10 protein-coding genes are annotated in these 13700 nt (G+C 68.0%); 7 read left to right on the top strand and 3 right to left on the bottom strand.

Annotated features, from left to right (window positions below):
* Positions 1-84 precede the first annotated feature (84 nt).
* From SNE34_RS11780 to SNE34_RS11750, 7 genes are all read left to right on the top strand, one after another.
* Positions 85-1452 carry a replication-associated recombination protein A gene (locus tag SNE34_RS11780; protein ID WP_332617457.1) on the top strand — a complete coding sequence of 456 codons (1368 nt, stop codon included), beginning with the start codon at positions 85-87 and terminating at the stop codon, positions 1450-1452.
* Positions 1453-1919: 467 nt separating this feature from the next.
* Positions 1920-3002: a hypothetical protein gene (locus SNE34_RS11775; protein WP_332617454.1), complete on the top strand. Its 1083-nt coding sequence runs from the start codon at positions 1920-1922 to the stop codon at positions 3000-3002.
* Positions 3003-3026: 24 nt separating this feature from the next.
* The gene (locus SNE34_RS11770) at positions 3027-3440 is read left to right on the top strand and encodes a hypothetical protein (RefSeq protein WP_332617452.1); all 414 of its coding nucleotides are present in this window, start codon (positions 3027-3029) and stop codon (positions 3438-3440) included.
* Positions 3440-4135, top strand: coding sequence for a C39 family peptidase (locus tag SNE34_RS11765; RefSeq protein ID WP_332617450.1), 696 nt, complete (start codon positions 3440-3442; stop codon positions 4133-4135). The genes SNE34_RS11770 and SNE34_RS11765 overlap by 1 nt, the downstream gene beginning before the upstream one ends.
* A 32-nt stretch (positions 4136-4167) precedes the next feature.
* The gene (locus SNE34_RS11760; RefSeq protein WP_332617448.1) at positions 4168-4644 is read left to right on the top strand and encodes a PASTA domain-containing protein; all 477 of its coding nucleotides are present in this window, start codon (positions 4168-4170) and stop codon (positions 4642-4644) included.
* 37 nt (positions 4645-4681) lie between these two features.
* Positions 4682-6088, top strand: coding sequence for an autotransporter outer membrane beta-barrel domain-containing protein (locus tag SNE34_RS11755; RefSeq protein WP_332617447.1), 1407 nt, complete (start codon positions 4682-4684; stop codon positions 6086-6088).
* Between the two features lie 67 nt (positions 6089-6155).
* On the top strand, positions 6156-7394 hold the full coding sequence (locus SNE34_RS11750) for a hypothetical protein (RefSeq protein WP_332617445.1): 1239 nt from the start codon (positions 6156-6158) through the stop codon (positions 7392-7394).
* Positions 7395-7405: 11 nt separating this feature from the next.
* Here the strand turns inward: SNE34_RS11750 and SNE34_RS11745 are convergent, their stop codons facing one another.
* The 3 genes from SNE34_RS11745 to SNE34_RS11735 form a co-directional block, all read right to left on the bottom strand.
* Complete coding sequence (locus SNE34_RS11745; protein ID WP_332617443.1) at positions 7406-8800, bottom strand: M28 family metallopeptidase; 1395 nt, start codon at positions 8798-8800, stop codon at positions 7406-7408.
* Between the two features lie 79 nt (positions 8801-8879).
* Entirely contained in the window at positions 8880-9170 is a 291-nt protein-coding gene (locus tag SNE34_RS11740) for a hypothetical protein (protein WP_332617441.1), read from the bottom strand.
* An 85-nt stretch (positions 9171-9255) separates the two neighbouring features.
* A complete protein-coding gene (locus tag SNE34_RS11735; protein WP_332617439.1) occupies positions 9256-13665 on the bottom strand; it encodes a DEAD/DEAH box helicase in 4410 nt (1469 codons plus the stop codon).
* Positions 13666-13700: the final 35 nt, after the last annotated feature.

Below are 13700 nucleotides of genomic sequence, written 5' to 3'. Positions count from 1 at the left end.
GAAATCCACGGTTCGATTTGCCGGAACGACCTGCGCTGTCGCCTTTCGTTATCGTACCGGTTCCCCCGAACCGATGACCCCAACGTGGCACGTCGCAACCCTCCGGCTTCCAGCCCCGACCTGATCGGCAACGACCCCGCCAGCGACGCCCTGCGCCCGCTGGCCGAGCGCATGCGTCCACGCACGGTCGACGAGATGGTCGGCCAGCGCCGGTTGCTTGCGCCGGGTTCGGCATTGCGCCGCGCGATCGAGTCCGGCCGGGTCCATTCAATGATCCTGTGGGGGCCGCCGGGATGCGGCAAGACCACCTTGGCGCTGCTGCTGGCGCACTATGCCGATGCCGAGTTCCGGGCGATATCCGCGGTGCTGTCGGGCCTGCCGGAGGTGCGGGTGGTGCTGGCCGAGGCGGCGCAACGGTTTGCCGAGGGACGCCGCACCGTGTTGTTCGTCGACGAGGTGCACCGCTTCAACAAGGCGCAGCAGGATGCGTTCCTGCCGCACATCGAGCGCGGCACGATCCTGTTCGTCGGCGCGACCACGGAGAATCCCTCGTTCGAGCTCAACTCCGCACTGCTGTCGCGCTGCCGCGTGCATGTCATGGAAGCGCTGTCGGTCGACGACATCGCGCTGGCGTTGCAGGCGGCGCTCGACGACACCGAACGTGGGTTGGGCGGACAGGAATTGCAGGTTTCCGACGACGCCCTGCGGCAGATCGCCGGTGCCGCCGACGGCGACGTGCGTCGTGGCCTGACCCTGCTGGAGATCGCCGCCGAACTGGCCAACGGCGAGTCCGGCGAGGTCACCGAGGCGACGCTGGTGCAGGTGCTGGCCGACCGCACCCGCCGCTTCGACAAGGGCGGCGAGCAGTTCTACGACCAGATATCGGCCCTGCACAAGTCGGTGCGCAGCTCCAACCCGGATGCGGCGCTGTACTGGCTGGCACGGATGCTCGATGGCGGCTGCGACCCGAGCTACCTCGCCCGGCGACTGACCCGGATGGCGACCGAGGACATCGGCCTGGCCGACCCTCGCGCGCAGACGATGGCGCTGGAAGCCTGGGACACGTTCGAGCGACTCGGCAGTCCCGAGGGCGAACTGGCGCTGGCGCAACTGACGATCTACCTGGCCAGCGCCGCCAAATCCAACGCCGCCTATGTCGCCTTCAACGCCGCCCGGCGCGACGTCCGCGAACACGGCACCCAGGACGTGCCGTTGCACCTGCGCAATGCGCCGACCAAGCTCATGAAGCAACTCGGCTACGGCAAGGGCTATCAATACGACCACGATGCCGAGGGCGGTATCGCGCTCGATCAGAGCGGATTTCCCGACGCGATGGGGGAGCGGGTCTACTATCAGCCGGTCGAGCGGGGGCTGGAGATCAAGCTCAAGGAGAAGCTCGACCGCCTGCGCGAGGCGCGCGCGTCCGCGCGAAAACGTCCTGGGAAAGCGTAACGGCGAGATGATTACGGGGTGAAGAGCACCGGAACAGCACTGCAAGGTAACCGCGGCGAAACCGAGAATATGCATCAACGTCGATGCGCAAGCCATTGATAGTTAAGCAATGAAGTTTCACTTCTAGAATTCCGTTCAAGCGCGCGTATCAGTGCTGACACACCATCCTGTCCAGCCGCCCCACGAAGCAAGTATCGCGACAGTACGCGCCAGATTACGTGCCAACGCCGCCGAAGCGATGGGCTTCGCGAATGGCCATGTTTCAAGAATGAAGCACGCCGCTTCAAGCGCGGTCCAGACACCTCGTCGGCGGGCCTCCACGGCCTGAACGACGGCTACCCAACCCCGTCATATCAATCACTTGCAGCCGAGCCGGATGAATGGCATCGCGCATGCGTCATTCCGGGTGCGTGGCCATCGGGTGCCTTTCCCCTTGCACCTGAGCGACGTATCACAGGAGAACGACAATGCGCATTCGTAGATCCGTTGTGGCATCCGCAGTACTTCTCTCACTGGGACTCACCGGCCAGGCTTGGGCCCAGCAGACCATCGGCAACGGCGGCGCCGGAGCCGACATCCTCGCCAACATCGATGTGCCGATCGACGCGTCCAACAGCAGTTCGGGGGACAACCGCGACAATGCCGGCCTCGCCGACGCCTCGGCAGCAGGAGCCGCGGCCGCCAACAATGGCGGAACCGCGACCTCCAACTTCTCCAGCACCTCGTCCAGCATTTCCGCCGCGACCGTGCTCAACGGCTCGGTCACCGGCCTCGGCGTGTCCCATGTCGGCAACTGGGCGCAGAACAACGGCAACGCCAACGGGTCCGCCGGTGGCGCGGGCGGTGCCGGACTGGGTGGCATAGCGGCCGGTGGCGTCGGTGCCGGTGGCGCCGGTGGTGCCGGTGGCAACGCCGATGGCAGCAGCGCGCGTGGCGGTGACGCCAACAGCACCGGCGGCGATGCCGCCAGCGACAGCATCGCGGCGGGTGGCCCGGGCAGCGGGCTGGGTGGAATCGCGGCCAGCGGCAACAGCGCCAGTGCGACCGCAGCCAGCGCGGGTGCCGGCGGCGACGGCAATGGCAGCGCGTCCGACGTGGGTCCGGGCAGCGCCACCAATGGCGACAACGCCGGCGGCGATGGCACCGGAACCGCGACGGCATCGGCCACCAGCGGCGCCAGCGACGCGACCGGTGGCGACGGCACGGGCACCGGTGGCGCCGCGACCTCGTCGGCAACCGCGACCGCGGGTGCGGCCGATTCGATGGCCGGCAACAGCGGCTCGGTGGCCTCCAACGCCGGGGCTGCCGGCGACGGCGGTGCCGGTAACGGCGGCGCGGCGACGGGCGGCGCGGGCAACGGCGGTGCCGGTGGCAGCGGCGGAGCCGGCGGCTCGGTGGTCAATGATGCCGGGGCGTTCGACATGTCCAACAGCATGACCAGCGTCGGCCAGTCGGCGGCGGGCATCATGAGCGCCGCGCAGAACAGCGGTGCCGCCTCGCTGATCCAGCAGGGCGTGACCGTGCAGGCCAACCTCACCGTCGGTCCATGACGGAAAGGGTGATCGCGATGCGCCGTGGCCGTAATGCCGCGGCGCATTCGCGCGACAGTCGAGGAGAGGGCCATGCGGACTTATCAGGGACTGCTGTTGCTGCTGTCTTTCGGTATCGGCGGATTCGCGTCCGCGGCCGAACCCGCCGATCCGGCGTCGTCGAATCTCGAAATCGCCGGCATCGGCCAGCCGATCGATGCCTCCGCGCTGGAGCGACTGCGAGGCGGCGATGAGAGCATTGTCGAGAACGACATCCGGGTCGACGGCGAGGTCGTGGGCAACAGCGCCGACCACATCATCAGCGGCGCCAACCTCATCGATGGCGGCGCATTCGGCAATGCCGCCGGGGTGTCGACGGTGATCCAGAACAGCGGATCGAACGTGTTGATCCAGAACGCCATGATCGTCAACGTGCAGTTCGGGCCACCGGGGTCGTGATGACCCGTCCACTGCAGCTTGGCCTCGCGCTGGGCGTGGCGATGATGGCCGCGCCGGTGCTGGTGGCCGCATCGTCGGTCGAACTGCGAACGCCGCACAGCGGCAGCTACACGCTCAAGGTGACCAGTCTCAAGGAGGCGCGGTTCAAGACCACGGTGCCGCAACAGTACGATTTCAGCTGCGGCTCGGCGGCGACCGCGACCCTGCTGACGTTCCAGTACGGCCATCCGGTCAGCGAGTCCGACGTGTTCCTGCAGATGTACCGCAACGGCGACCAGGGCAAGATCCGCAGCGAGGGTTTCTCGCTGCTGGACATGCAGCGCTACCTGCAGTCGCTGGGGTTCACCGCGGACGGTTTCGAATTGCCGCTGGACAAGCTGCTGGAAGAGGGGCTGCCGGCGATCGTGCTGCTCAACGACCGCGGCTATCGCCACTTCGTCGTGGTCAAGGGCATGCGCGACGGACGGGTGTTGCTGGGCGATCCGGCGCGCGGTACCCGGGCGATGTCGCGCGGACGCTTCGAGGCGCTGTGGGACAACGGCGTGCTGTTCGTGGTCCACAACCGTCGCGAACTGGCCCGCTTCAACCATCCACGCGACTGGCGCACCGCGCCGCCGGCACCGCTGCAGTCGGGGATCGGCCGGCATGGTTTGCGCGAGGTCGTGATGCCCAAGTTCGGGCCGGGGGATATCTGATGCGAACTCTTTGGCTCCCTACCGCCGCCGCCATGTGGTTCGCAACGGCCTGGCCGTGCGTCGCCGCCGGGCCGGGCGAAGCCACCGTCGGCGCGCTTGGGCCGGAATGGGTGGCGGTTGCGCCGGAGCGGCTGGAACGCACGCGCGGCGGATTCCAGTTGCCGTCGGGGCTGGCGTTGTCGTTCGGGATCGAGCGCGTGGTGCACGTCAACGGCACCTTGGTGGCGAGCGCCAGCGTCCACATCCCCGACGTGGCCCGGATGACGGCGGCGCAGGCGCGGGATCTCGCGGAAATGAACCGGGGACTGCTCGTCCAGGTTGGCGAGGGAAATGCGTTCACCCCATCAACCGCGATCAACGGCGTGGTGATCCAGAACACCCTGGGTGGCCAGGAGGTCCGGGCATTGACCACGCTCGACGTCGGCGTCGGGACGTTGGGAATGTTCCAGCAACTCAACGCCAACGCGGCATTGCAGGACGCCCTGAACACCGCGGCCGGAGCGCCCTGACCGACGGGTTCCCAACGCGCAAGGACGGACCGGCCAGATGAACAGACCCACGGGACATTCGTTCGCCATGACACGCTTCACCGCCATCTCGATGGTGGTCGCCAACGGCCTCGCATTCGGTATCGCAGGGCAGGCGGTGGCGCAGGACGTCGCCGCCGGCGGCGAGAGGGATTTGCAGCTGCAGTCGTTGCAGCAACAGGTCGACGCCCAGACGGCGCGGCTGGATGGCCTGCGCGAGTTGTTGGAGGCGCAGGAGCGCAATGTCGCCGAACTGCAAAGGGCGCTGGACGCGGAACGTCTCGGCATGGCTCGTGCGCGTGGCACCCAGGATGCGGCGGTGCCGGTGGTGCCGACCGAAGCGGTAGCTGGTCCTTCGACGCAGCCGGTTGCACAAACAGCCTCGGCCGACGGCGTCCAGAGCGCCCCGGAACAACCGGTCGGTCGCGCTCCCGAACAGAGCCTGCGCCCACCGGAGGTCGCCCAGATCTTCGACCAGCCCGGCGTGCTGACCCCGCAGGGAACCTTCGTGCTTGAGCCGTCGCTGCAGTTCGGCTACTCGTCGAGCAATCGCGTCGCGCTGGTCGGCTACACCGTGATCCCGGCGATCTTGATCGGACTGATCGACGTGCGCCAGGTCAAGACCAGCACCGGCACGCTCACGCTGACCGGGCGCTACGGTCTCAGCAACCGCTTCGAGTTGGAAGCCAGGGTGCCGTATGTCTACAGCAACAGCGATACCGTCAGCCGCGAGATCTTCACCGGCTCGGCGATCGACAGCGTGTTCAATTCCGACGGCAAGGGGCTTGGCGATGTCGAGCTGACCGGGCGCTACCAGCTCAACCGCGGCGGTCCCGACAAACCGTTCTACGTCGGCTGGCTGCGCTACAAGAGCCGCACGGGCACCGATCCGTTCGAGGTCGTGACCGACTGCGTGACCCGTTGCGTCGCCAATGCCACCGGCACCGGCCTGCCACTGGAACTGCCGACCGGCAGCGGATTCGCCTCGTTGCAGCCCGGCCTGACCTGGCTGTACCCATCCGACCCGGTGGTGTTCTTCGGCAGCTTCAGTTATCTGCACAACTTCAAGCGCGAGGACGTGTCCCGGACCGTGCTGACAGGCGCCTCGGCGCCCCTGCCGGAAACCACGACCGAGCCCATTGGCGACATTGAAGCCGGCGACATCTGGGGCTTCAACGTCGGCATGGGGCTAGCGCTCAATGAGAAGGCCGCGATCAGCATCGGCTACGACGCAAGCTTCGTCGGCAAGACCCAGCAGAACGGCGGCGACGCCCCGGGCGCGGTGCGCGTCACCCTCGGCACCTTGCTGCTGGGCGCGTCGTACCGGTTCGACGAGCGCTACACCCTCAATGTCGCCCTCGGCGTCGGCGTGACCCGCGACACCCCGGACATGACCCTGACCGCACGGGTGCCGATCACGTTCTAGTGGCGTCCTTCCCCTGACCTTGGCTCCCGGTTAGATTGGCGATTCGTTGGACAGGGAGCTGCATGAAATGCGAGCCATCCGTTCCGCAGCCGTAGCGACCGCATTGGTGCTGTTGTCCGGCATCGCCTTGGCCGAGGGCGCACCTCGCGATGTGCCGCTTCCGATCCAGTCTGACGCGGCCTTGCAGCAATACCTCGCCGCCACGCCGATTGAAGAATCACCGCTGTCGCGCTTGTCGCCGATGGGCCTCCGCCGCTTTCTGGACGGCGTCGATTTCAACCAACGGGGTATTACCGAGTTCAGCACCGGCGAACTGATGGCCGAGTTGACCGCCGAGGAAATCCGTGAGGTGATGGCGCTGTTCGACCTGCAGGCTCCGGCTTCCATGCTGCGAGATGCGCGCGATGTGAACCGCAACGACGTGCCGTCGCGCTGGCCGGTACCGCAGGAACCGACGGCGATCGGTCGCAAGTTCGATCAGCTGCGCGCGATCGAGGATATGCCGGAAAGCACTGACGCGGGCGTGACCGATGCAGGCCGTTCGCGCGCCATCCGCGATGGCTACGATCGGCTGTTCGACACGGCCAGCGCTTCGCTGGATGCGGTTTCGGACAGCGATTTGCACTTGCTTTTCCGGGCTGCGACTCTCGCGGTGGATTGGACCAAGGATCCGAAGTACTTCGACGCCATGGATCGCCAGCTCGCCGAGCTGCAGGCGCGGGCTCTCGCGAGTAAATTCGACTATCGGGTGATGCATGGCGCGCTGGTGCTGGCCCGTGATTTCGAACGTGCCGATGCGTTGGCGCAGTCCCATCCCGCCATGGAGCTGGCGACGACACCGCCGATCGCCGAAAAGGTTCCGGCGGGACACACTGGACCGACCGAATGGGCGGTCAGCCCCGACCAATACCAACTGGTCCATCAGGCCGTCGACCTCGACGTTCCGGCAACGGTGGTCGTGGTCGCGCATCCCGACTGCGGGTTTTCGCGCAGCGCGATGGCGGCCATCGAGCCCGATCCGGTATTGGGGCCGCTGTTTGCCGAGCATGCCCGCTGGCTCGCGCCACAGTCTCATCGTCTTGACGTTGAGCGGATGCAGCAGTGGAACCGTGAGCATCCGTCCGTCGAAATGACCCTCGCGGTCGATGCACGCGAGTGGCCGGCGATCGACGAGTGGGCAACGCCGAACTTCTACTTCTTCAAGGATGGAGAACTGAAGGCCAAGGTCACCGGTTGGCCGCTCGACGGGGCAGGGAGCCGCGACGAGGTCATCGCGGCGCTGGCCGAGATAGGCCTGCTCGAATAGGGCGGTCGTGTCTAGGGCGTCTCGGTCACGGTATACCCGCCAAAGCTGCCGGCCGCACCCGGGAACACCACCGGGCTCTGCGCGCCGTTCTCGCCGACGGCCGATACGCCGAAGAAGTAGTTGTCGATGACGATGTTCTCCAGCGTGTACTCGGCGACGTCGCCGACGTAGATGCTGTTGGTCCACTGCGGTTCGGTGGTCAGGCGCCAGTGGATGCGGTAGCCGGCCAGGTGCGGTGCCTGGCTCTGCGGCGGCCGGGTCCAGCGCAGGGTGGTGTCAGGGCTGACCGCGCCTTCGATCTCGACCTCCGCCGGCGGCGGCGGCGCCCAGGCCATGCCGGCAAGGGCGACGGCGTTGAGTGCGGTCAGCTTGGCGGCGTAGTCGAAGTCGACGCCGTCGATGGTGTCGCCGTAGACGATACCGTCCTCGGTGCGCAGGTCCTGGTGCTGGCGGTTGTAGTTCTCGTTGGTTTCCATCACCCGCACCGCCGGCGCGCCGATGTCATTGAACGGGCGGTGGTGGCCGCCACGGCCGAAGCGGTCGAGCCGGTAGACCATCATCACGTCGAGGTTGGGCACGTACTCGTCGGCCATGCGGTCGATGTAGCGGGCGAGGTTGCGAGACGGCGAGTCGACCTCGCCGCCGGTGAAGCGACGCTCGCGGGCTTCCTCGGGGGTCTCGTTGACCCGGGTGCCTTCGGAGAACACGCGCGCGGTGGTGTTGTCGATGACGCCGTTGACGCCTTCGATATTCCCGATCATGTCGTTGTTGAGCAGCGCCTCGATGCGCCAGCCGTTCTCCTTTGCATGCTCGGCGAGGATCTTGCCGCCGAACAGGCCCTGCTCCTCGCCGGCCAATGCGGCGTAAACGATAGAGCCGTTGAACTTGTACTTCGACAGCACCCGCGCGGCCTCCAGCGTGCCGGCGATGCCGGAGGCGTTGTCGTTGGCGCCCGGCGAGTCGGAGGTGAAGTTCATGACGTCGGACACCCGCGAGTCGATGTCGCCGCTCATCACCACGTAGCGGTTGGGATCGCTGCTGCCGCGCTGGATCGCGATCACGCTGACCACCTCGACCGGGTCGGGGATGCGCTTCTCGCCCGACACCATGCCGCTGACGTACTTGACCTCCAGGCACCCACCGCAGGCCTGCGAGATCCGGTCGAACTCGGCCTTGATCCAGCGTCGCGCCGCGCCGATGCCGCGGGTGTCGCTTTCGGTTTCCGACAAGGTGTGGCGGGTGCCGAAGTCGACCAGGGTACGGATGTCGGCCTCGATCCGGGCGGGCGAGGGCGCAACGGCGATGTCGTGCAGTTGCGCCACTCCGGCCGGCGGCGCCGGTTCGGTGGCGGCCATCGCGGAAGCGCAGCAGAGGCTGGCGGCAAGTGCGATAAGGGTTCGATGCATGGTGGTGTCCCCGGGTACGTTCGGGCCACAGTACGGACACCAGCCCGGCTACTGCAACATTCGGTACTGTTTGGACGAATCAGCCGGACGGAGCGTCGCCACCGGCATCGGGTTCCGGTGTCGCCGGTGGTTCTGTCCGGGATGCCTCGTCATTGGTGCGCGTCAGGCAATCGGTTTTCGCATCGCCGGTGAGCCCGGCGCAGGATTCGGTCGCGGACGGGATGGTCGACGTCGGGGCGGTCGCCGCGGTGTCGTCGACGACGGTGGTCGCGGTGTCGGACGGCTCGATCGGTTCGGCGTCACGGCGATCGCATCCCGCTCCGATCGCAAGCAGGATTGGCAGGACGACGGCGGTGGTTCGGATGTTCACGCGACCTCCTCGGGTACCCGTTGATGCGGATGCGGCACCTGTGTGCCGCCTCCGGACAATGGGCGGCGGCGCGTCAATGCGGTGTCTATTCCACTGCTTGCGGGGCCGTGGCGTCGGTCCTTGGCATCGCCACCATGGCGGCGGGGTCGGGCTCGCGTAGCAGGGCGCGTTTCGCGTTGCGCCGGGCTTCGGATGGCAGGTCCGCCAGGAATTCGACGTTGCCCGCGACCAGCGTGGCCAGCGGCACACCGTCCTGCCACAGCACGCGCCCACCGAGTTGGCGCGGAACCCGGGTGCCCGGCAACAGGCTGCCCACGAGGTTCAGCGGATCCAGTGCGGACAGGCTGGTGAACTCGCCGTCATGGGCGCGCTTGCGGACCTGACGTAGTGCGCCGATCGCGTCCGGCAGGGCGAACTGTTCGCCGGAGATGCCGGCGATGAAGCGACCGCCGCGGATCTCGCCGCGCGCTTCCAGCCGGTGGTAGACCCGCAGCAGTTCGCGCCACGACGGCAACCAGCCGGCTTCGCGTTCGAGCAGGCGCCAGCACACCACGCCGTAGCGCTGCAGCAGGGTGCGGGCGACGTGCTCGACCGCTTGCGGATCGTTTCCGCTCGCACGTTCGGTGTCCGGATGGCGGCTCAGCGTCCATCGCCCCGCATCCTGGATTCCGAACAGGGCCACGCGTCGGCCACGGCGCGACACCGCCGAAGGGCGCTTGGAGGCCGGAACCAGCAACGCCCGGAGGCCGGCAAAACTGTCGCAGTGCAGACGACCGCGCGCGACCAGCTCGGCGAGGGCATCTTCCAGCTCGACCCGCAACAGGTGGGCGCCGTCGACGAGGTCGTCGAAGAACGACGCGCCGTAGGTGCCGAGGTACTCGACGACGCGCTCGGCGCGCGAACTCAGCGGCGCCTCCGACTGCCCGCGATCGCGGACCAGCGAACTCCACAAGGCCAGCCGACGCCGCGGCAGCAGCACGATCGGCGTCGCCCGCACCGGGCCCGCGCGGCCACCGGCATTGACCGTGCTGCTTTCTCGCAGCCGTGCCCAGGTGATGCGACCGGTCGTGCACAGGTCGTCGAGCCAGGAGATCGAATAATCGGTCAGGCGCGCGGGCAGCACTTCGCTTTCCCATGCGGCCGCGGGGGCCTCGAAACCTTCGAGTTGTGCCAGCACCCCGGCCAACGCCTCGGGGCCGCTGACGCGGGCGGCTTTCGACACGCGCTGCCAGTCGAACAGGAAGCGCATTAAGTCGCGCGGCTCGACCGGCTCGATCTCGCGTCGCAGTCGGCCGATGGTGTAGCGGTGGATACGCGCCAGCAGGTGGCGTTCGCACCATTCCTCGTCGCCGGTCGGGGCCGTGAAGCGGCCGCGCATGACGTAGCCCTCGCTTTCGAGGCGCAGCAGGGCGGCTTCGATGGTTGGCGCCTTCGGTACACCGGTCGCGGCCAGGTCGGCGATCGTGGTCGGGCCGAGCCCGGTCAGGCGCGAGCGGACCAGCTCGCACGCGGCGTCTTCTGGCGTCCACGCCACCGCGAATTCTTCCGGAATCCGGATCATGGGCGACGTGCTTGCGGCGCCGAATGCCTGCAGCTGCGGCAGTCGTTCGGCCGCAACCCAGACACCGTCGCCGATGTCCGCCAGCGTTGCGCGGCCGGCGGCGGCAAGGTCGGCGAGCCACGCCAGCCAACCGTCGTTGGCGCGCGCCTCGGCGGAAGTGACGAAGCCCAGACCCATCAACGCCTCGTGCACTTCGTCCGCATTGCGTGCTTCGGGCCAGGCCTCGGCGCGCACGGCGTCGATCGCACCCGGGTCAAGCCGACCGAGGTCGTCGGCACTTTCGGCGTCGGCATAGCGCCGCGCCATCACGGCCTGGGTGCGGCGCTCCTCCAGCGGGGCATCGTCGAGGAACGCGTACGGCCGCGCGTTGAGCGCCTCGGCGGCGAACGGCGACGGGCCGGTCAGGTCGCGGGCGATGACCTGGACGTTGCCGTTTTCCATGCATTCCAGCAGCGCCACCAGGCCGGCGGCATCCATCGCCTCGTGCAGGCAGTCGTGCAGCGTCTGCGCGACCAGTGGATGGTCCGGAACCTCGCGCTCACCGACCAGGTTCTCGGCGCAGGCAACCTGGTCCGGGAACACCGTCGCCAACAAGTCCTCGCTGCGCATGCGCTGCAGTTGCGGCGCCACCCGCTTGCCACCACTGAAACGCGGCAGGGCGAGTGCGTTGGTGGCGTTCCAGCGCCAGCGCGCGGTGAACAGCGGTGCGTCGAGCAAGGCCTGTACCAGCACCTCGCGGGCCGAACTGGAATGCAGGTAATGCGACACGTCGATCAGCGGAAAGCTGTGGCTGGTCGACAGCGACAGCACGATCGCGTCTTCGGTCGCCGCCGCCTGCAGTTCGAAGTTGAACTTGCGGCAGAAGCGCTTGCGCAGCGCCAGGCCCCAGGCGCGGTTGAGCCGGCTGCCGTATGGCGAATGGATGACCAGTTGGGTGCCGCCGGACTCGTCGAAGAACCGCTCGATCGCGATCAGCTGCCGGGTTGGCAGCACGCCCAGCGTGGCGTGCTGGTAGGCGAGGTAGCCGAGCAACTGTGCCGCGGCGTTCTGGTCGAGCTTGAGCTCATCCAGCAGCCATTGCATCGCGACGGGGTGGCGCGACTCCAGCGGGACATCCGCCTGTGAGCCATCGCCGGGGGCGAGACGGGTCGCGATTTCCTCGCGCAGGCGCGACACACCGACCGACAGTTCGTCGGTCCGGCCGGGCGCCTCGCCAAGCCAGAACGGGATGCTCGGCGGCGCGCCCTGGGCATCCTCGACCCGCACCCGGCCGGCCTCCACGCGAAGGATGCGATAGCTCGCATTGCCCAGCTGGAACACGTCGCCGGCGAGGCTCTCGATCGCGAAGTCCTCGTTGACGTTGCCGATCGAAATCGCCTGCGGCTCCAGCACCACCGCATAGTCGCCGGTATCGGGAATCGTCCCGCCGGACATCAGCGCGGTCATGCGCGCATTCTTGCGGCCGCGCAGACGACGGTGGACGGCATCGCGATGCAGGTAGCCCGCACGCGGGCCGCGGCGAGTGGTGAATCCCTCGGCGAGCATCCGCACGATCGCGTCGAACTCGCCACGCGGCAATTGCGCGTACGGCCACGCGCGGCGCAGCAGGTCGAACAGCGCGCCCTCTTCCCATTCGGTCGCGCCGACCTCGGCGACGATCTGTTGCGCCAGCACATCCAGCGGCGCCCGCGGGATTTCCAGCGCGTCGAGCTCGCCGCGGCGCACGCAGTCGAGCAGGGCGGCCGACTCGACCAAGTCGTCGCGCGACTGTGGGAACAACCGGCCTTTCGGGGTGCCGCCGACATGGTGACCGGAGCGACCGACACGCTGCAGGAACGCCGCGATCGAGCGCGGAGAACCGAGCTGGCAGACCAGGTCGACGTCGCCGATGTCGATACCGAGCTCCAGCGACGCGGTCGCCACCAGCACCCGCAACTCGCCACGTTTCAGTCGCTGCTCGGCGTCCAGCCGCAACTCCTTCGCAAGGCTGCCGTGGTGCGCGGCCACGACTTCCTTGCCGAGTCGTTCCGCCAGGTGCCGGGCCGCGCGCTCGGCCATCCGCCGGGTGTTGACGAACACCAGCGTCGTCCGGTGCTGTTCCACCATCTGCGCCAGACGCGTGTACACCAGTTCCCACTGTTCGTTCGACATCACCGCCTGCAACGGCACCGGTGGCACCTCCAGCGCAATGTCGCGTTGGCGGGTGTAGCCGATGTCGACGATCTCGCAATCGGGCGTGCCGTCCACACCGACCGCCGCGGCGCCGACCAGGAACCGCGCGACCTCGTCGATGGGTTTCTGCGTCGCCGACAAACCGATCCGGGTCAGCCGGCGGCCGCACAGCGACTCCAGCCGTTCCAGCGTCAGCGCCAGGTGGCTGCCGCGCTTGGACGCGGCGACGGCATGGATCTCGTCGACGATCACCGACCGGGTGCTCGCGAGCATGCGTCGGCCCGACGCCGAACCGAGCAGCACGTACAGCGACTCCGGCGTGGTCACCAGGATGTGCGGCGGCTGTTTCCAGATCCGGTTGCGCTCGGCCTGCGAGGTGTCGCCGGTGCGCACCGCGGTGCGGATCGCGACATCGGGCAGGCCTTGCCGCGCCAGTTCGGCGCGGATGCCCTCGAGCGGCGCCTCGAGGTTCAGGTGGATGTCGTTGGACAGCGCCTTCAGCGGCGACACGTAGACCACGGTGGTCTCGTCCGCCAACTCGCCGCCGGCCGCCAGTCCCTCGCGGACCAGCCCGTCGATCGCGGCCATGAAGGCGGTCAGGGTCTTGCCCGAACCGGTCGGCGCCGCCACCAGCGTGTGGCGCCCGGACCGGATCGACGGCCACGCCTGTACCTGCGCCTCGGTCGGTGCCGGGAAGGTCCGGGCGAACCATCCGGCGACGGCGGGATGGAACCCGTCCAGGGGTGTTGCGGGGAGAGACATCACCGCATTATCAACGACTTGGCGCGGCAGGGATG

The sequence above is a fragment of the Novilysobacter erysipheiresistens genome (genome assembly GCF_036663935.1).
GTDB lineage: Bacteria > Pseudomonadota > Gammaproteobacteria > Xanthomonadales > Xanthomonadaceae > Novilysobacter > Novilysobacter erysipheiresistens.
Note: the sequence above shows the minus strand (reverse complement) of the source record. Positions and strands in the feature narration are given on the sequence as shown.